Here is an 18,614-nt window from a genome sequence, read left to right as displayed (position 1 = left end):
TCGATGACGGAACAGACCGAGCGCTCCCTCACCGGGACCGCACACCCGCACCAGGTCTCTCGCGGCGAGGTCGTCGAACCGCGCCCGCTCGGCGAGCTCCGGGTCTGGCCGAAGACCTTCGCCGACCGGCTCACCGCACCCGTCCAGAATGTCATGAGCATGTCCCGGCTGGCCCGTGGCCGTGCCCTGCGGCCCGGTGCGGAGGGACTGCGCGGCATCCACCGGCTCCCGTACGCCCCCGAACCCCTGCCCGCCACGCCCGCAGGCACCACATCCGTGACCTGGGCCGGGCACGCCAGCTGGATCGTGCGCACCGGCGGGCTGACCGTCCTCACCGACCCCGTCTGGTCCCGTCGCATCCTCGGCACCCCGGCCAGGATCACACCGGTCGGCGTCCGCTGGGAGGACCTGCCGCCCGTCGACGCCGTCGTCATCAGCCACAACCACTACGACCACCTCGACGCCCCCACCCTGCACAGACTGCCCAAGGACACCCCGCTGTTCGTGCCCGCCGGGCTCGGCCGCTGGTGCCGCCGTCGCCGCTTCACCTGCGTCACCGAACTGGACTGGTGGGAATCGGCCCAGCTGAACGGCGTCCGCTTCGATTTCGTGCCCGCCCACCACTGGTCCAAGCGGACCCTCACCGACACCTGCCGCTCCCTGTGGGGCGGCTGGATCATCGGCACCGGCCGCGACGGGCAGCGGATTCACTTCGCCGGGGACACCGGGTACGGGCACTGGTTCGGCGAGATCGGCCGCCGGTACCCGGGCATCGATCTGACCCTGCTGCCGATCGGGGCGTACGAACCGCGCTGGTGGCTCGGTGACGTGCACACCGATCCGGAGGAGGCCGTGCAGGCGTACGAGGACCTCGGCGCCCGGGCGATGGCGCCGATGCACTGGGCCACCTTCCTGCTCTCCGCGGAGCCCGTACTCGAACCGCTGGCCCGACTGCGTACCGCCTGGCAGCGGGCCGGACACCCCCGCGAACAGCTCTGGGACCTGCCGATCGGCGGCTCCCGCGTGCTCGAACCGGAACCCCGCACGATCAGTGGCTGAACCGCGCCCGCATCCGGCGCCACACCGCGGGCGCCCCGCTGATCAGCAGCGTCAGACCCACCGCCGCGACCACACCCTGCCACGGCTCGGGGAAGAGCGAACCGCCCAGAATGCCGATCAGCTGGTACGTCGCCGCCCACGCCAGGCAGGCAGGCACATCCCCACGGGCGAACCGGTGCAGCGGTATCCGCCCCAGCAGGCAGGCCAGCATCACCGGAATCCGCCCCGCCGGTACCAGCCTCGACAGCACGAGCACCACCGCACCGTGCTCGTCCAGCTTCTGCTGTGCCTGTGCCAGCCGCTCCGGGGCGGCCCGGTCACTGATCGCCTGCAGCCACTTCGACCCGTTCTTCGACCGCACCCCGCGCCGACCGAGCCAGTACAGACAGATGTCGCCGAGGAACGCCGCGGCCGACGCCACCCCGAAGACGATCAGCAGCGAGAACGGCGACGACTGATGCAGCGCCACCACCGCGGCCGAACTCACCAGCGCACCCGTAGGCACCACAGGGACCAGCGCGCCCAGCGCCACCAGCAGGAACAGGGACGGATAGCCCACCGCCTGCTGAGTCGACTCCGGGGGCAGCTGCCTCACGACCTCCTGGATCACCTGGCGGCCTCCGGCCGCACATGTTCGCCGTGGGACAGCCGGTGCACCGCCACCTCCGGCGCCAGCAGCGCCGCCTTGCGGACGAACTCGTCACCGGGTGCGTGGAACTCGTGCGGCCTGACTCCGTCCATTCCGATCGGCCAGTACGTGCCGTAGTGCACCGGCACGGCCGACCGCGGCGCCAGCCGGGCCAGCGCCTGCGCGGCCCGGCCCGCGTCCAGATGGCTGTGGCCCAGATACGGACCCCAGCCGCCCACCGGCAGCAGTGCCACATCCACCGGACCGACCGCCCGGGCCATGTCGTCGAAGAGCCCGGTGTCACCGGCGAAATACGTCCGTGCCTCGCCCTCGACCACATAACCGAGCGCGGGGGAGCGGTGCGGGCCCATGGGAAGGCGCCTGCCGTCGTGCAGCGCGGGAACCGCCCGTACCAGCACCTCGCCGACCCGGACCTCGTCGCCCGGTGCCACCTCGGTGATCCGCAGCCCGCGCACCGAGCGCAGCACCCGCAGCCCCGGGACGGAGCGCACCGCACCCACCGGCACGATCAGCCGGCTGCCGGGGGCGAGCCGGGCCAGTGACGGCAGATGCAGATGGTCGGAGTGGAGATGCGAGACGAGCACCACATCGGCGACCGTGGCCTCGGGTCCGGGCAGCTCGCCGCGGCGGCGGCGCAGATGCGCGAAGCGCCGTACGAAGAGCGGATCGGTCAGCACACGGACCCCGGAGTCCTCGATCGTGCAGGTGGCATGACCCCACCAGGTGACTTCCACCGGCACGCGGTGCCTCCTCGTTCCCGGGTTCCTTGTTCCGGCCCTGGCATCGAGCCTAGTGCCGTGACCGACCGGGTGACCCGGCTCCGTCCGGTCGTTGCCGTCCGGCTGGTCACTCTCAGTCGGTCAGGCCCAGTGCCCCCGCCGCCTGGATGGCCAGCCAGACCTCCGCCAGGGCCCCGGTGGATGCCATGTCACGGTCGGTCAGAGCGCCGAAGCGGCGCAGCCGGTAGGCGAGCGTGTTGGGATGGATGTGGAGCGCGGCCGCCGCCGTCTCCGTGCGGCGATCCCGCTCCATCCACGTGCGGACCGAGACCAGCAGCTGCGAGTCATGGGCCTCGTCGTAGCGCAGGACCTCGCCGAGTACATGCTCGACCAGCGCGGTCAGGACCGCAGGGTCGTCGGGCAGCCAGCGGCCCAGGGAGTCGTCGCCGTAGCGGACCACGGAACGGCCCGACTCGGCGGCCTTCGAGACCGCCCAGAGCGCCTCGCGCTGAGCCACCCGCAGCGCGGCACCCGGCAGGAACGGGCGGCTCATCCCGGCCGCCACATCCGGCAGTTCACCGATCTCCACGGCCAGCTGCGGTGCCCCCAGGACATAGCGGTCCGTGCCCCAGGTGAGCAGCAGATGCGGATGGTCCTGGAGGCAGCGCAGCAGAGCCTCGTCCGTGGTCTGCCGCACCACGATCAGCACGGTGTCGCCCTCGATCGCATGCCGGGCGAGCCTGCGCCGGGCCGCCTCCGGGTCCAGCACCTCCTGCAGGAGTTCGGCCAGCGTCTCCGCGCCCTCGCGGCGCAGCGTCTCGCGCTCGTTGCGCACCATCGCGACCCGCAGTGCCGCCACCGTGGCGATGTGCTGGACGACGGCGAGCCCGGCGGGCTGGGCGCCCTCCCGCTCGTACGCGACGAGGAATCCCGCCGGGCCTCCGGGCGCCGGCACGGGCAGCACGAACCCGCCCGGGACGGTCGGCGGAGCGTCCACGGAAGCGGGCAGCACGCCCGGCTCCGGTGCAGGTACGCCGGGCAGCAAGGGGCGCCCCTGGGGCGTGCACAGATACACGTCGTAACCGGAGAGGCGCTCCAGCCGGCGCAGCAGCGTCGGCGTGTCGAGATCCTCGGCGACCAGCCAGCGCAGCGAGCCGAAGACCTGGAGCTGGGCGCCGAGCCGGTGCCTGGCGTCCTCCTGGACCGAGGCGGCGACCTCCTGGGAGACCGCGATGAACGGGACGGCGAGCGGGACCTCCAGGACCGGGAAGCCGCGCTCCTCGGCCGCCCGGAAGAACGCGTCGTGCAGCGGTGGCATGTGCAATTGCGCAGACAGGGCGAGCGCGGAGACACCGGCGTCGTCGAGCCGCTCCAGATAGGCGCGCTGCCCGGCCGCGGTACGCGGGACCGCAAGGCCCGTCGTCATGATCACCTCGGCGCCCAGCAGCCAGGGCGTCGGATCGGCGAGTTCGCTGGCGTGCGCCCAGGACACGGAGCGGCCCAGGCCACTGCTGCCCGCCTTCACGGAGAGCTGCAGAGCGGGGAAGGAGAGCAGATCCTCCACGGTGAGTTTGTCGCTGGCCACAGACAACAGCGTAGTGCTCTGTGATGTGCACAATTGTCGACCGTCGTCCGGGGCCACAAACTGTGGGACCGTCCCCATGAACAAAAGGTGGAGCGCCCGTGACTGCTTCGATCACCGAAGTCGAGACCAATGGTGTCGAGCGGATTCCCGACGCCGACCGCACCGCCCGTCCGATCGACCTCTTCCGGCTCGCCTTCGGCGGTGCCAACACCTTCGCGACGTGCGTGCTGGGCGCCTTCCCGATCCTGTTCGGCCTCTCCTTCTGGCAGGGACTCGCGGCGACGCTGCTCGGCCTCGTCGCCGGTGCGCTGCTGCTCGCCCCGATGGCACTGTTCGGCCCGACCAACGGCACCAACAACGCCGTCTCCTCCTCCGCCCACCTGGGCGTGCACGGCCGGATCGTCGGCTCGTTCCTCTCGCTGCTCACCGCGGTCGCGTTCTTCTCGATCTCGGTGTGGTCCTCGGGTGACGCACTCGTCGGCGGCGCCCACCGACTCGCCGGCGTGCCCGAGTCCGATGTGACATATGGCATTGCATATGCGATCTTCGCCGGGCTCGTCCTGGTGGTCTGCATCTATGGCTTCCGCTTCATGCTGATGGTCAACAAGATCGCGGTGATCGCCGCATCGGCACTCTTCGTCCTCGGCGCCTTCGCCTTCGCGGGAGACTTCGACGCCGGCTACGCGGGCACCTTCACCTCGACCGCCGACCCGCTGTTCTGGCCGTCGTTCATCGGCGCCGCGCTGATCGTGCTGTCCAACCCGGTCTCCTTCGGCGCTTTCCTCGGCGACTGGTCCCGCTACATCCCGGCCACGACGCCCCGCCGCCGGGTGATGGGCGCCGCGTTCCTCGCCCAGATCGCCACGCTGCTGCCCTTCGTCTTCGGCCTGGCCACCGCCTCGATCATCGCGTCCAAGGCCGCCAAGTACATCGACCCGGCCGCGCCCAACTACGTCGGCGGACTGCTCGCCATCTCGCCCGGCTGGTACTTCCTGCCGCTCTGCCTGATCGCCCTGATCGGAGGCCTGTCGACCGGCACGACCGCGCTGTACGGCACCGGCCTCGACGTCTCGAGCGTCTTCACCCGCTTCAGCCGCGTGCAGTCGACGTTCTTCATCGGTGCCCTGTCGATCGCCTTCATCTTCATCGGCCGCTTCGCGCTCAACCTCGCGCAGTCCATCTCCACCTTCGCGACCCTGATCATCACCTGTACCGCCCCGTGGATGATCGTGATGGCACTCGGTTACGTCACCCGGCGCGGCTGGTACGACGCGGACGCGCTCCAGGTCTTCAACCGCCGCCAGACCGGTGGCCGCTACTGGTTCAACCACGGCTGGAACTGGCGCGGGATGTCCACCTGGTTCATCTCCGCCGGTGTGGCGCTCCTGTTCACCAACCTGCCCGGCCAGTTCGTCGGCCCGCTCGGCAACCTCGCGAACGGCGCGGACATCTCCCTCCCGGTCGGCCTCGCCCTCGCGGCCGTGGTCTACCTCGGCCTGCTCACCCTCTTCCCCGAGCCGCGCGGAGTGTACGGGCCGGACGGCCCCCGATTCGTCCGGGCGTCGGACACCGAGGTCCCGCCGATCACCGGCGGTACGGAGGAGCCCCTCACCGCCGAACCCGCCGCCGCTCACTGAGCGCCCGCCCTTGACCAGGAGCCACCCATGAGCACGCCCGAGAGCACCCCCGTCCAGGAGATCCAGGCCGCCGCCGACGCGCTCGTCGCCGCCTTCGCCGAGGGCCGCCTCGACGACTACTTCGGCGCATTCGCCCCGGACGCCACCTTCGTCTTCCACTCCACGCCGCAGCGGCTCGGCTCCACCGCCGAGTACCGCGCGCTGTGGCAGCAGTGGGTGGCCGAGGACGACTTCCGCATCGTGCGCTGCACCTCGACCGGACAGCTGATCCAGCACTACGGCACCACGGCCGTCCTCAGCCACGACGTGGAGACCACGATCGCCACCCGGGCCGGCGAGGAGACCGTCCACGAGCGGGAGACGATTGTGTTCGCCCGCGCCGTCGACGGCAGCTGGCCCGCGGTCCACGAGCACCTGTCCGCCCGTACAGCCGACTGACCGAGCACAGCTCCCGACCGGGCGTCCCGCCCGAATCACCGCCTGACCGCGTGTTCCGCCCGTACTGCCGCCCGACCATGAGAGAGACCGGTTCCATGAGCACCACGTTCCGCAATTACATCGACGGCGTCTTCGCGGACGCCTCGGACGGCCGCACCCTCGACGTCGTGGACCCCAGCACCGGCGAGGTCTACGCGACGTCCCCGCTCTCCGGCGATGCGGACGTCGACGCGGCCATGGCCGCCGCCGCTGCCGCGTTCCCCGTCTGGCGCGACACCACCCCCTCCGTACGCCAGCTGGCCCTGCTGAAGATCGCCGACGCGATGGAGGCGCGGGCCGACGAACTGGTGACCGCCGAGAGCCGTGACACCGGGAAGCCGCTCCACCTCACCCGCAGCGAGGAACTGGCCCCGGCCATCGACCAGGTCCGCTTCTTCGCCGGTGCGGCGCGGATGCTCGAGGGCCGCTCGGCCGGCGAGTACATGGAGGGCCTCACCTCGATCATCCGCCGCGAGCCGGTCGGCGTCTGCGCGCAGGTCGCGCCGTGGAACTACCCCCTGCTGATGGCCGTGTGGAAGTTCGCGCCCGCGCTCGCCGCAGGCAACGCCGTCGTCCTCAAGCCCTCCGACACCACTCCCGCCTCCACGGTGCTGATCGCTGAGATCATCGGCGGCGTTCTGGAGGAGCTGGAGCTGCCCCGCGGCATTTTCAACGTCATCTGCGGCGACCGGGAGACCGGCCGTGCGATGGTCGAGCACCCGACCCCGGCGATGGCCTCCATCACCGGCTCGGTGCGGGCCGGCATCCAGGTCGCGCAGAGCGCGGCCAAGGACGTCAAGCGCGTCCATCTGGAGCTCGGCGGCAAGGCCCCGGCGGTGATCTTCGAGGACGCGGACCTGGAGAAGGCGGTCGAGGACCTGATCGTCGGCGGCTTCTTCAACGCCGGCCAGGACTGCACGGCAGCGACCCGCGTCCTTGTCCAGGAGTCCGTCCACGACGAGTTCGTCGCCGCCCTCGCCAAGGCCGCCGCCGACACCAGGACGGGGCAGCCGGACGACGAGGACGTACTGTACGGCCCGCTCAACAACGCCGGCCAGCTCGCCCAGGTCAGCGGCTTCATCGACCGGCTCCCGGAGCACGCCAGGGTCGAGGCGGGCGGCCATCGGGTCGGCGACAAGGGCTACTTCTACGCCCCGACCGTCGTCTCCGGCCTCCAGCAGGACGACGAGATCATCCAGAACGAGGTCTTCGGCCCGGTCATGACCGTCCAGTCGTTCACGGACGAGGCCCAGGCCGTCGCGTACGCCAACGGCGTCGACTACGCACTCGCCTCCTCGGTGTGGACCAAGGACCACGCACGGGCGATGCGGATGTCCAAGAACCTCGACTTCGGCTGCGTGTGGATCAACACCCACATGGCACTCGTCGCCGAGATGCCGCACGGCGGCTACAAGCAGTCCGGCTACGGCAAGGACCTCTCCGCGTACGGCTTCGAGGACTACACCCGCATCAAGCACGTCATGACGTCGCTCTGACGCACCCGTCCCCTGCGCCCCCGCCCCGGCTCCGTCCCGGGGCGGGGGCGCACCGGCTTTCCGTACTCCGCGCTCCTCCCGTCCCGACATGCGCCTTTTTGTACGGGAGCCGGAGCGGTAGGGTCGCCCGTACGCCTAGCACGGGGGGAACGGCCATGGGGGACGCAACGGACGTACGGGTGGCGGCCATCGCCAGTCTCACGCCGCTCGAAGAGCTCGACAGCGATCCGTTCCTCGTGGACACCCGCAGCCAGCACGACATGTGCGCCCGCTGGGCCGCCGACAAGGGATACGTCGTCACCCGCCAGCTGCGCTTCTACGGGCTGCGCCCCGACCACCATGCCCTGTGGACGGATATCGAGAGCGGCGCTGTCGAACTCTTCGTCGCCGCCAGCGACCGGGTGCTGGCGCGGGCCCTCACCTCGGTGCCGGAGTTCGCCGCGGAGTGCGAGCGGCGCGGCGTACGGCTGGAGATCGCGGGACTGGACGAGCCGCCGTACAGCGCCCGTACGAAGGCGAGTGTGCACCGCAGGCTCTCCATGCCCACCGCCGGATACGACGGCTGCTGACCGGCCGCCTGCCCGCTGCCGCCAGTGGCCCGCGGCCGCGCTGTGAAAAGCTGGGGGACAGGGCCCGGAACGGCGGGGTCCGGACGTGAGGTGGAACGGCGTGGGTGACGGGCGATGGCGAACAGCCGGCAGCGCCCTGATGCGAGTGGTTGTGGTGTGGGCGGTCTCGACGCTCACGATGCTGGCGCTCGCCGGGATTCTGCCGGACTTCCAGCTCCAGTCGGACGACGGCGACAGCATCACCAAGATCGCGTTCACCGCGGCCTGGGGTGCCGGAGCGTTCGGTCTGCTCTCCGCGCTGGTCTGGCCGGTCCTGGTGCGGGCACTGCTCATCGTGCCCGCACTCGTCCTGGGGATGCTGGTCTTCTTCCTGAACGGCTCGCTGCTGCTGGTTGCCCTGCGACTCATCCCGGACGGGCGCGGCGCCGCCAACCCGGAGACCGCGGTCGTCGTCGCGGCGGTGATGTCCGCCGTCGCCTCCGCGACCTCCACGGCGCTGGCCGTCCGCGACGACAACGCCTACCGGCGCCGGCTCTCACGGCTGGCCGACCGCCGCCGTAGACGCAGCGGTGCGGGCAGCGGGCGCAGCGGACCGTCGGGCACCGTCTTCATCCAGCTCGACGGCGTCGGCCACGACGTGCTCGCCCGGGCCGCCGACTCCCGCCTGATGCCGACCGTCGCGAACTGGCTCGCCGACGAGGAGGGCCACCGGCTCACCCCCTGGCGCACCGACTGGTCCAGCCAGACCGGCGCCAGCCAGCTCGGCATCCTGCACGGCAGCAACCACGACGTCCCCGCCTTCCGCTGGTACGAGAAGGAGACCGGCGACGTCATGGTCTCCAGCCGCCCCGCGAGCGCCATAGAGCTCCAGCGCCGGGCCATCGCACGCACCCGTGACGGTGGACTGCTCACGCTCGACGGTGCCAGCCGCGGCAACCTCTTCAGCGGCGGCGCGGACCAACTGGCGCTCGTCCTGTCCATGGCGGCCCGGCTCGGCAAGGGCCGCCGCTCCAGGGCGGGGTACTTCGCCTACTTCTCCGATCCGGCCAACGCCGTGCGTACGGCGCTGTCGTTCGTCGCCGAGGTCTGCCGCGAGATCGGGCAGTCGACCCGGGCGCGGATACGGAAGGACGTGCCCCGGGTCGGGCGCGGTGGGCTCTACCCCTTCATCCGGGCCTTCGCGACCGTCGTCGAACGCGATGTGGTGGTCGCCGCCGTCATCGGGGACATGTTCGCCGGACGGACCGCCGTCTATGCCGATCTGGTCGCGTACGACGAGGTGGCGCACCACTCCGGACCGCACAGCCGTGACGCGGAGAAGGTGCTCGCGCGCTTGGACCGCTCGCTCGCCCTGATCGTCAAGGTCGCCGAACACACCCCGCGCAGGTACCGGATCGTGCTGCTCTCCGACCACGGGCAGAGCCCCGGAGAGACCTTCGCGGGGGCGTACGGGCTGACGCTCAAGGATCTGGTGCGGGCGGGCTGCGGGCTGCCCGTACCCCGTCGGGCGCAGCGCACCCGCAGCGGTTCGGAGGCGCGTGACGCGGTACGGATCGCCCTGCACCGGCCGGTCGAGGAGGGCGAGGTGGAACACCAAGCGAAGCCGTCCGACCCGGTCGTCCTCGCCTCCGGCAACCTCGGCCTGATCTCCTTCCCCGACATCGAGGGACGCGCCTCGCGCGAACAGCTCGACCGGAGCCGTCCCGCACTGCTCGGCACCCTCGCCAACCACCCCGGCATCGGCTTTCTGCTGGTCCGCAGCGAGCGGCACGGATCGGTGGTGCTGGGCCGTGGCGGCATCGAGGTCCCGGTGTCGGAACTGAAGGACGGGGAAGGGCCGCTGGCCCCCTTCGGCCCGGGCGCGGCGGCCGCGGTGCGCCGCACCGACACCTTCCCGCACGTCGCCGACATCATGGTCAACTCGATGCATGACGGGGCCACGGGCTGCGTGCATGCCTTCGAGGAACAGATCGGCTCGCACGGCGGTCTGGGCGGTGAGCAGTCCCGGCCGTTCCTGCTGTGGCCGGCGGATCTGTCCGCGCCGGTGGCGCAGGGCGCGGAGCTGGTGGGGGCCGAGCAGGTGCACGAGGTGCTGCGGCGCTGGCTGCGGGAGTGCTCGGGACCGCAGATCCCGCTGGCACCGCCGGGCGCGGTGGGCGGCGCCGACGAGGCGGGCGGGACGGTTCGGGCGGCGGGCTGAGGGGCGTTGTCAGTGGTGGGCGGCAGGATGGGGGCATGACGAACTCAGCTGTTGTGCTCGCCGATACAGCCGCCTACGCCGCCGCGGTCGAAGAGGCGTCGCAGGCCGCCGCCGCGTACTACGCCACGGGCGAGAGCACGCTCGACGACGATGCGTACGACCGGCTGGTACGGGGGATCGCCGCATACGAACAGGAGCACCCGCAGGAGGTGCTGGAAGCGTCCCCGACCGGCAAGGTGGCGGGCGGCGCCGCAAGCGGGGACGTGCCGCACACGGTGCCGATGCTGTCCCTGGACAACGTCTTCTCGGCCGAGCAGTTCGCCACATGGACGGCGTCGCTGGAGCGCCGGATCGGCAGACCCGTCGCCGCGTGGAGCGTGGAGCCGAAGCTCGACGGCCTGGCTGTCGCCGCCCGCTACCGGGCGGGCCGCCTGGAACAGCTGATCACCCGGGGCGACGGCACCGCGGGCGAGGACGTCTCGCACGCGATCGGCACCGTGGTCGGCCTCCCCGAGCAGCTCGCCGAGCCGGTGACGATCGAGATGCGCGGCGAGATCCTCATGACGACCGAGCAGTTCGAACAGGCCAACACCGTGCGCACCGAGCACGGCGGCGCACCCTTCGCCAACCCGAGGAACGGCGCGGCGGGCACACTCCGCGCCAAGGACCGCGCGTACACGGTGGAGATGACCTTCTTCGCCTACGGTGCACTGCCGCTGCCCGAGTCCGGAGAGCTGACCGACGCCCTCGCCGAACTCCCGCACAGCGAGGTCCTGGAGTACGCCGCAGGGCTCGGCGTGCACACCGCGGCGGACACGGATGTGGCACCGCGCACCGTCACCACCGTCGAGGGGGTGCAGGCCCGTGTCGAGGAAGTCGCGGCCCTGCGCGCCTCGCTGCCGTTCGGCATCGACGGCATCGTGATCAAGGCCGATCTGGCGGCCGACCAGCGCGAGGCCGGTTCAGGGACCAGGGCGCCGCGCTGGGCCATCGCATACAAGCTCCCGGCCGTCGAGAAGGTCACCCGGCTCCTCGGCGTCGAGTGGAACGTCGGCAGGACCGGCATCATCGCGCCGCGCGCCGTGCTGGAACCGGTAGAGATCGACGGCTCGACCGTCAGCTACGCCACACTGCACAACCCGGCCGACATCACCCGCCGCGATCTCCGCCTGGGCGACCGAGTGATGGTCTACAAGGCGGGCGACATCATCCCCCGCATCGAGGCGCCCGTCGCCCATCTGCGGACCGGTGACGAGCAGCCCATAGTCTTCCCCGAGGCATGCCCGCAGTGCGGCTCCGAGATCGACACCAGCGAGCAGCGCTGGCGCTGTGTCCGGGGCCGCGACTGCCGCCTCGTCGCCTCCATCTCGTACGCGGCGGGCCGCGACCAGCTCGACATCGAGGGCCTCGGCGCCACCCGGGTCGTCCAGCTCGTCGACGCCGGGCTGGTGGCCGACTTCGCAGACCTGTTCACCCTCGGCCGCGAGCAGCTGCTCGGCCTGGAACGGATGGGCGAGACCAGCACCGACAACCTCCTGGCCGCCATCGAAACGGCACGGACCCAGCCGCTCTCCCGGGTCTTCTGCGCGCTGGGGGTACGCGGCACCGGGCGCTCCATGTCACGGCGGATCGCCCGGTACTTCGCGGACATGGACCGGATCAGGGCCGCTGGCGCCGAGGAGCTCCAGCGCGTCGACGGCATCGGCAAGGAGAAGGCCGCGGGCGTCGTCGCGGAGCTGGTGGAGCTGGCCCCGCTGATCGAGAAGCTGGTGGCCGCCGGGGTCAACATGACGGAGCCCGGTGCGACGCCGCCGCCGGAGCCGGGCGAGGAGGGCACGGACGAGGCTGCCGCCGCCGACGGGGAGGGGACCGCCGGCCTGCCGCTGGACGGGATGACCGTGGTGGTCACCGGCGCCATGACCGGCGTGCTGGAGAAGCTCTCCCGGAATCAGATGAACGAGCTGATCGAGCGAGCCGGCGGGAAGTCCTCGTCCAGCGTCTCCAAGCGCACCACGCTCCTGGTCGCCGGGGAGAAGGCCGGATCCAAGCGCACCAAGGCCGAGGACCTGGGTGTCCGGATTGCCGCGCCGGACGAGTTCGCCGAACTGATCGCCGGGTTCCTGCCGTCGGAGGTGTGACGCACGACGGAGACCTCGCCGCGCCCGAGCCCTTGGATTCTGCCTGGGAGTGGCTTTCTTTGCCTCCCTATTGCATAGTGAGGGCTCGGCCATGCCTCGCTATCAGCGGGTCAATGGGTGTGTGAACGGCCGCGTCGGCAGGCCGGTGGGAGGGGCGATGCGTTCGCTGCACAACGGACCGCGACTCGGCCGGTCCGTCCGCCAGGAGTACCGGGGCGTCACCCGCGGCCTCGCCCTCGACCTCGGCAGCTCACGGACCCGCGCCTGGATGCCCGGACACGGCGTCATCGCCGACACCGACGCCTGCAGCGACTTCGGCGCCGGGCCGGGGTACGGCCGCCCGGTCCGACGAGGACGCATCGTCGACCCCGTGTCCTGCGGCCGCATGCTCGGCCGTATCGCCCACAGCGCCCTGGGCGCGGACCGCACCGACACCGTGATCGTCCTCAGCCATCCCGTCCTCGCCGGGTCCGAACACCGCGCCGCGGCGAGGGAACTGATCGCCGCACTCGGGCCGACGAGCGTCATCGCCCTGGACAGCGCGAGGGCCGCCGCCGCATACGCCGGACCGCAGGACGGCGGCCCGCTGCTCGTCGTCGACATCGGCGCCGAGCTGACCGAGGCGACCCTCCTCGTCGACGGACTGGTCCGCGACGCCCGCCAGGCCGAGACGGGACTGAGCGACCTCGACCCCTGCGAGCCGCCCACTGCCGTCGTCCGCACCGTCCTGGACATGGTGGACGAGATGTGGAAGCAGGACCGGCACGGCGCCGTCCTCGGGGCCCTGCGCAAGGGCCCGTTGCTCGCCGGGGGAGGCGCCGCACGCCCCGACGTCACCGACCGGGTCGCGCTCCGCCTCGGCGTTCCGGTACGTCTCGCCGACGACCCGGCGACCACGGTCGTACGCGGCGCCGGGCTGATACTCAGCTCCGTGCTCCGCCGGGCCGGCGCGACACCGGCCCTGCCCGGCCGAACGAGGTGACCCCCCTCCCGGGGCCGCCCCCGGGGAATGTGCCCCCGAGGGCACGGCCGGGCGCCCCGGCGCACCACAGAACCGCACAGGCGGCCCGGCAGGTCTTCGTCGCCCTCCTTCTCGCCGTACTCACTGTCGTCGGCGGCGCCCCCGCAGCCACGGGATCCGTACTCCCCGCCCGGCCGTTCGCCGGTGTGCCGCCCTCCGCCGCGTACTCACCCGGCGCCCATCAGCCCACCCCGCACACGGACCGGACCGCCCGCACGGGCACCGTCCACGACACCCGGCGCACCCGCACGGCCACGGCGACCGACCACCACCGGCCGGCGCCCGCACCCCGGCCCAGGGCCGGCACCGACCACGCCCGCACCCAGCACCATCTCCCGCCGCCCGGCCTCCACTTCCTGCTGCCCGGCGCACCGGGCATCCGCGTACCGCACCACGCCTTCCGGCGGGCTCCCGCCGCACCCGCTCGTGCCACCGACCGCTTCCGCGTCGCGCTCCCCGCCGTACGCGGGCCTCCGAGGACGGCCGTTCGCCGGCCACCGGTCCTGCCACCGGCCCCGACCCACAGACCCGCCGGAACGTCCTCGCCGAGGTGAGGGCGCCCGGCGCCCCCTCGGAGGAAACCCATGACTCGCGCCACCACGGTGCGAGCGGTTCTGGCTGCGGCCGTCCTGCTCGTCTCCGTGCTCATCACGCTGACCATGTCACCCAGACTCGGCCTCGACCTTCAGGGCGGCACCAGACTGGTGCTCCAGGCCAAGGACTCCGACACCGCGAAAGCGGACCGGGAGAGCACCGACCGCACCCTTGAGGTGCTCCGCCAGCGCATCGACTCCCTCGGCGTCACCGAACCCACCCTGACCCGTTCCGGCGAGGACCGGATCATCGTCGAACTCCCGGACGTCCAGGACCCGCGCAAGGCCGCCGAAGTCATCGGCAGAACCGCCCAGCTCAGCTTCCACGCGGTCCAGGGCCCCGCCGCGCAGAACGACGACAGGGCGGACGCCGAGGGCGGCAACGGACCGACGCTCCCCGACGAGCAGGGCCGCTCCCTCGACCTCGGCCCGGCCCGGCTCTCCGGCGCAGGCGTCAAGGACGCCACCGCCGCGTTCGACGCCCAGCAGGGCGCCGGCTGGACCGTCTCCCTCGACTTCCACAAGAAGGCCGGCCGGGACTGGACCCGGCTGACCGGTGAGGCCGCCTGCCACCCGGTCGAGGACGACCGGCGCCGCGTCGCCATCGTCCTCGACCGGCAGATCATCTCCTCTCCGCAAGTTTCGCCCTCGGTCGGCTGCAACGTCGGCCTGCCGTCCGGGTCCACCCAGATCACAGGCTCCTTCAGCGCCGACGAGGCCCGGGAACTGGCCCTGCTCATCAAGGGCGGCGCCCTGCCGCTCCCCGTCGAGATCGTCGAACAGCGGACCGTCGGCCCGACGCTCGGCGCCGCCGCCATCGACGCCAGCGCCCGGGCCGCCCTCATCGGCGCCGCGGCCACCGCACTCTTCATCACCATCGTCTACCGGCTCTTCGGCGCGCTCGCCGCCGGCGCACTCGCTGCCTACGGGGTGATCTCCTACGCGGCCCTGGTCGCCCTCGGAGTCACCCTCACCCTGCCCGGCCTCGCCGGGTTCGTGCTGGCCATCGGGATGGCGGTCGACGCCAACGTGCTGGTCTTCGAACGGGCCAGAGAGGAGCACGCACAGCACCCGGGCCGCTCCCTGCTCTCCTCGCTGACCGCCGGATTCCGAAACGCCTGGAGCGCCGTCGCCGACTCCAACGTCACGACACTGATCGCGGCCGGGCTGCTCTTCTTCCTCGGCTCCGGGCCGGTGAAGGGCTTCGGCGTCACACTCGCCATCGGTGTGCTCGCCTCGATGTTCTCCGCACTCGTCATCGCCCGCGCCCTCACCGAGATCGCCGCACGCTCACGATTCGTCAGCGACTACCGGGGCATCAACGGCATCGCCGCCCCCGGCCGGGTACGCACCTGGCTGACCCGCCGCGATCCCCAGCTGATGCGTTCCCCGCGCCGCTGGCTGCTGATCTCCACGGCACTGATCGCCGTCGCCGTCCTCGGCATCGTCGTACGCGGCGTCAACCTGGGCGTCGAATTCACCGGCGGCCGGCTGGTCGAGTACTCCACCAGCCGGCCCGTCGACGTCGAGCGGGCCCGCACCGCCCTCGCCGACGCGGGCTTCGGTGACGCCGAGGTCACCACGGCGGGCGCGGGCGACCTCTCCGTACGCACCGGAAAACTCGACAACGACGGCGAACACTCCCTGCGCGCCGTCCTCGCGAAGGAGGGCGGCAAGACCACCAAGGTCCGCGACGAACTCATCGGCCCCAGCCTCGGCGACGAACTCCGGCGCAACGCCCTGATCGCACTCGGCATTGCCGTCCTCGTACAGCTGGCATATCTGGCGATCCGGTTCCGCTGGACCTTCGCCGTGGCCTCGGTCGCGGCGCTGGTCCACGACGTCATCATCCTGGTCGGCGCCTTCGCCTGGCTCGGACGCACCGTCGACGGCATCTTCCTGGCCGCACTCCTCACCGTCATCGGATACTCAGTCAACGACTCGGTGGTCGTCTTCGACCGGGTGCGGGAACTGTGGGCGAAGGCCCGTCGCGTACCTCTCGCCACGGTCGCCAACCGGGCCGTCCTCCAGACCGTCCCGAGAACGCTCAACACCGGAATGGGCGCCCTGTTCATCCTGACCGCACTCGCCGTGCTGGGCGGCGACTCCCTCGCGGACTTCGCGCTCGCCCTGCTGATCGGCATCTGCGTCGGCACATACTCCTCGGTGCTTACCGCCGTACCGGCCGCGCTCCTCCTGGAGCGGAGCAGCAAGGCCCCGCCGCCCGCCCGGAAACGGGCTCCCGGACGCCGGTCCGGTACGAAGGCGGCACGCCGGGATCCGCTCGACAACGGGGCACGCGTATAGCGGCTCCGGAACACACGTCGCCCCCGCCCCGGGAACCGGCCTTCTTCGGGACGGGGGCGATGTGGGTCGGTCGTGGTGTTCCGTGTGCCAGGGGCGGCACAATTCCGAGCACCCACCCCGTGATCGGAGCGTGCCCGTGTCCGTGCCCGTCGTGCTGCGTGAGGCATGGTCCACCGTCGTACCGGACATGAACGACCGCCATGGACCGCTGCCGCCCATGATGCTCGCCCTGACCGTCGTCACCGGGCTGGTCGACGCCGTCAGTTACCTGGAACTCGGCCGGGTCTTCGTCGCGAACATGACCGGCAACGTGGTCTTCTCCGGCTTCGCGATCGCCGGAGCCCCCGGATTCTCTTTCGCCGCCTCGCTCGTCGCGCTCGCCGCGTTCGTGGTGGGGGCACTGCTCGGCGGCCTGATCGTCCACAGTGCCCTGACGCATCGCGGCCGGATGCTGTTGTACGCGCTCCTCGTCGAGACCGCCTGTGTCCTGGCCGCGCTGATCGCCACTCCGGCCTCCGGCCATCCGTTCGTGGGCGGGGTCCGCTTCGCGCTCATCGCACTGCTCGGACTCGGCCTCGGTGCGCAGAACGCCGTCTCCCGGGCGCTGGCGGTCCCCGACCTCACCACCACCGTGCTGACCCTGACCATCACCGGCATCCTCTCCGACAGCCGCTTCGCCGGCGGAGGCGGCAGCAAGGCCGGGCGGCGGGTGCTCTCGGCCGCCGCCATGATGACCGGAGCGTCCGTCGGGGCCGTGGCCGTACTGCACGGGCACCCGAGACTTCCCCTGCTGCTCGCCGTGGCGGTCCTGGCGGCCGTGACCACGGCCGCGATCGTCCTGGCGCGGGCCGACGCCCCCTGGGTCCGGCCGATCGTCAGGAGGTGAGGGACCGCAGATGGTCGGCGGTCGCCCGGTCGGCGGGCAGGAACGTCTCGATGGCCAGCTCGGCCACCGTCACATCCATCGGGGTATTGAACGTCGCGATGGAGGAGACGAACGAGAGCACCTGCCCGCCGTGCTCGATGTGCAAGGGCAGCGCGAACGGCAGGGGCGACGCGGGGCCGGCTCCCGCGTTCTCCCCGACAGGGCTCCCGGCGCCCCCGCCGCTTCCCGCGGTTCTGGCCCCCTCGGCCCGGTCACTGCCTTCCGGTGCGGGATAGCCCGCGACCTCCTCGTACAGCTCACGCAGCTCCGCAGACCGGGCCAGGGCGATCTGACGCTCCATCTGCGCCAGCAGATCGGCACGCCACTCCCGAAGATTGCGGATGCGTGGGGCCAGGCCCTCCGGGTGGAGAGTGAGCCGCATGGCGTTCAGCGGCGGGGCCAGCAGATGCCCGGCCACTCCCTCCAGCAGCATTGCGATACCCCGATTGGCCGCCACCACGTTGTACATACCGTCGACGACGAGCGCCGGGTAGGGGTCGTACCCCTGGAGCAGTCGCTCCATCCCCTCGCGCAGCGCGCCCAGCGCCGGGTCGTCAAGCGCGGTCTGTGCGTAGCGGGGCGCGTAACCGGCCACGACCAGCAGGGCGTTGCGTTCCCTGACCGGGATGTCGAGATGTTCGGCCAGCCGCAGGACCATGTCCTCGCTGGGGCGGGAACGGCCCGTCTCGATGAAGGAAATGTGCCGGGCCGAGGAATCCGCGCGGAGCGCCAGCTCCAACTGGCTGATGCGACGCTGCTCCCGCCAGCTGCGCAGCAGCGGCCCTACCCCCGTGTCAAGCGCGACAGTTGTCATACCAAGACCGTAACGTCACCGGCACCGCCGACCGGCACCGATCGCTCGTGAGGGAGTCGCAGCATGCCCGCCGCACCATTGTCGCAGAAGGAGATCGAGGACCGTCTGGGCGACCTGCCCGGCTGGTCGCTGGAGGGAGACCGGATCACCTGCACCTACCGGCTCCGCACGCACTTCGCCGCCGTCGGGCTGACCGTGCATGTCGCCCAGATCCAGGACGAACTGAACCACCACTCCGATCTGACCCTCGGTTACAACACCGTCACCCTGTCCGTGAACACCCACGACGCGGGTGGTGTGGTCACCGAGAACGATCTGAACCTGGCCGCGCGGGTGGTGGCGATCGCCGCCGGGCACGGCGTGAGGTAGCCGTATGGGCGGGCACGCCACTGAACACCGGGCCGGGGGCCGGCGCGGGCGGGCGA

General features: G+C 71.6%; 16 protein-coding genes. 12 read left to right on the top strand and 4 right to left on the bottom strand.

The window, feature by feature from the left end; translation table 11 throughout:
- Nucleotides 1–3 precede the first annotated feature (3 nt).
- A complete protein-coding gene (locus ACIPEK_RS29270) occupies nucleotides 4–1,059 on the top strand; it encodes an MBL fold metallo-hydrolase (RefSeq protein WP_402001939.1) in 1,056 nt (351 codons plus the stop codon).
- Here the strand turns inward: ACIPEK_RS29270 and ACIPEK_RS29265 are convergent.
- From ACIPEK_RS29265 to ACIPEK_RS29255, 3 genes are all read right to left on the bottom strand, one after another.
- Nucleotides 1,049–1,669 carry a DedA family protein gene (locus tag ACIPEK_RS29265; protein ID WP_402001936.1) on the bottom strand — a complete coding sequence of 207 codons (621 nt, stop codon included), beginning with the start codon at nucleotides 1,667–1,669 and terminating at the stop codon, nucleotides 1,049–1,051. The genes ACIPEK_RS29270 and ACIPEK_RS29265 overlap by 11 nt on opposite strands.
- Entirely contained in the window at nucleotides 1,666–2,448 is a 783-nt protein-coding gene (locus tag ACIPEK_RS29260) for an MBL fold metallo-hydrolase (RefSeq protein ID WP_402001933.1), read from the bottom strand. The genes ACIPEK_RS29265 and ACIPEK_RS29260 overlap by 4 nt, the downstream gene beginning before the upstream one ends.
- A gap of 112 nt (nucleotides 2,449–2,560) precedes the next feature.
- Entirely contained in the window at nucleotides 2,561–4,012 is a 1,452-nt protein-coding gene (locus ACIPEK_RS29255; RefSeq protein WP_402001930.1) for a PucR family transcriptional regulator, read from the bottom strand.
- 98 nt (nucleotides 4,013–4,110) lie between these two features.
- Here ACIPEK_RS29255 and ACIPEK_RS29250 point away from each other — a divergent pair, with 98 nt between their 5' ends.
- The 10 genes from ACIPEK_RS29250 (at nucleotide 4,111) to ACIPEK_RS29205 (ending at nucleotide 17,336) form a co-directional block, all read left to right on the top strand.
- A complete protein-coding gene (locus ACIPEK_RS29250; protein WP_402001927.1) occupies nucleotides 4,111–5,649 on the top strand; it encodes a purine-cytosine permease family protein in 1,539 nt (512 codons plus the stop codon).
- 27 nt (nucleotides 5,650–5,676) lie between these two features.
- Nucleotides 5,677–6,087 (top strand): YybH family protein, encoded by a 411-nt coding sequence (locus tag ACIPEK_RS29245; RefSeq protein ID WP_402001924.1) that lies wholly within the window; start codon nucleotides 5,677–5,679, stop codon nucleotides 6,085–6,087.
- 95 nt (nucleotides 6,088–6,182) lie between these two features.
- Nucleotides 6,183–7,622 carry a gamma-aminobutyraldehyde dehydrogenase gene (locus tag ACIPEK_RS29240; protein WP_402001921.1) on the top strand — a complete coding sequence of 480 codons (1,440 nt, stop codon included), beginning with the start codon at nucleotides 6,183–6,185 and terminating at the stop codon, nucleotides 7,620–7,622.
- 155 nt (nucleotides 7,623–7,777) lie between these two features.
- Nucleotides 7,778–8,191 carry a hypothetical protein gene (locus ACIPEK_RS29235; protein WP_402001918.1) on the top strand — a complete coding sequence of 138 codons (414 nt, stop codon included), beginning with the start codon at nucleotides 7,778–7,780 and terminating at the stop codon, nucleotides 8,189–8,191.
- Nucleotides 8,192–8,291: 100 nt separating this feature from the next.
- Nucleotides 8,292–10,391, top strand: a complete 2,100-nt coding sequence (locus ACIPEK_RS29230; RefSeq protein WP_402001915.1) for a phage holin family protein — start codon at nucleotides 8,292–8,294, stop codon at nucleotides 10,389–10,391.
- Nucleotides 10,392–10,426: 35 nt separating this feature from the next.
- Entirely contained in the window at nucleotides 10,427–12,529 is a 2,103-nt protein-coding gene (gene ligA / locus ACIPEK_RS29225) for an NAD-dependent DNA ligase LigA (RefSeq protein WP_402001912.1), read from the top strand.
- A 157-nt stretch (nucleotides 12,530–12,686) separates the two neighbouring features.
- Complete coding sequence (locus ACIPEK_RS29220; RefSeq protein ID WP_402001909.1) at nucleotides 12,687–13,511, top strand: rod shape-determining protein MreC; 825 nt, start codon at nucleotides 12,687–12,689, stop codon at nucleotides 13,509–13,511.
- Nucleotides 13,512–13,540: 29 nt separating this feature from the next.
- Nucleotides 13,541–14,104 (top strand): hypothetical protein, encoded by a 564-nt coding sequence (locus ACIPEK_RS29215; RefSeq protein ID WP_402001906.1) that lies wholly within the window; start codon nucleotides 13,541–13,543, stop codon nucleotides 14,102–14,104.
- Between the two features lie 30 nt (nucleotides 14,105–14,134).
- Nucleotides 14,135–16,450 (top strand): protein translocase subunit SecD, encoded by a 2,316-nt coding sequence (gene secD / locus ACIPEK_RS29210; protein WP_402001903.1) that lies wholly within the window; start codon nucleotides 14,135–14,137, stop codon nucleotides 16,448–16,450.
- A 142-nt stretch (nucleotides 16,451–16,592) separates the two neighbouring features.
- The gene (locus tag ACIPEK_RS29205) at nucleotides 16,593–17,336 is read left to right on the top strand and encodes a YoaK family protein (RefSeq protein WP_402002170.1); all 744 of its coding nucleotides are present in this window, start codon (nucleotides 16,593–16,595) and stop codon (nucleotides 17,334–17,336) included.
- On the opposite strand, the gene ACIPEK_RS29200 is transcribed toward ACIPEK_RS29205, so the two are convergent.
- Entirely contained in the window at nucleotides 17,326–18,189 is an 864-nt protein-coding gene (locus ACIPEK_RS29200) for a helix-turn-helix domain-containing protein (RefSeq protein WP_402001900.1), read from the bottom strand. The genes ACIPEK_RS29205 and ACIPEK_RS29200 overlap by 11 nt on opposite strands.
- 63 nt (nucleotides 18,190–18,252) lie before the next feature.
- Between ACIPEK_RS29200 and ACIPEK_RS29195 the strand changes: the two genes are divergently transcribed.
- Complete coding sequence (locus ACIPEK_RS29195; protein ID WP_114247647.1) at nucleotides 18,253–18,558, top strand: 4a-hydroxytetrahydrobiopterin dehydratase; 306 nt, start codon at nucleotides 18,253–18,255, stop codon at nucleotides 18,556–18,558.
- The last annotated feature ends 56 nt before the right edge of the window (nucleotides 18,559–18,614 follow it).

Source organism: Streptomyces sp. NPDC088246, from assembly GCF_044741025.1.
GTDB lineage: Bacteria > Actinomycetota > Actinomycetes > Streptomycetales > Streptomycetaceae > Streptomyces.
The sequence above is the reverse complement of the archived record's forward strand: the minus strand, read 5'-3'. Positions and strand labels throughout refer to the sequence as shown.

Bases quoted from the DNA above. Each gene is read 5' to 3' on its own strand.
- secD (WP_402001903.1), top strand. From the start codon at position 14,135: ATGACTCGCGCCACCACGGTGCGAGCGGTTCTGGCTGCGGCCGTCCTG.
- ACIPEK_RS29270 (WP_402001939.1), top strand. From the start codon at position 4: ATGACGGAACAGACCGAGCGCTCCCTCACCGGGACCGCACACCCGCAC.
- ligA (WP_402001912.1), top strand. From the start codon at position 10,427: ATGACGAACTCAGCTGTTGTGCTCGCCGATACAGCCGCCTACGCCGCC.
- ACIPEK_RS29220 (WP_402001909.1), top strand. From the start codon at position 12,687: ATGCGTTCGCTGCACAACGGACCGCGACTCGGCCGGTCCGTCCGCCAG.
- ACIPEK_RS29245 (WP_402001924.1), top strand. From the start codon at position 5,677: ATGAGCACGCCCGAGAGCACCCCCGTCCAGGAGATCCAGGCCGCCGCC.
- ACIPEK_RS29195 (WP_114247647.1), top strand. From the start codon at position 18,253: ATGCCCGCCGCACCATTGTCGCAGAAGGAGATCGAGGACCGTCTGGGC.
- ACIPEK_RS29200 (WP_402001900.1), bottom strand. From the start codon at position 18,189: ATGACAACTGTCGCGCTTGACACGGGGGTAGGGCCGCTGCTGCGCAGC.
- ACIPEK_RS29240 (WP_402001921.1), top strand. From the start codon at position 6,183: ATGAGCACCACGTTCCGCAATTACATCGACGGCGTCTTCGCGGACGCC.
- ACIPEK_RS29235 (WP_402001918.1), top strand. From the start codon at position 7,778: ATGGGGGACGCAACGGACGTACGGGTGGCGGCCATCGCCAGTCTCACG.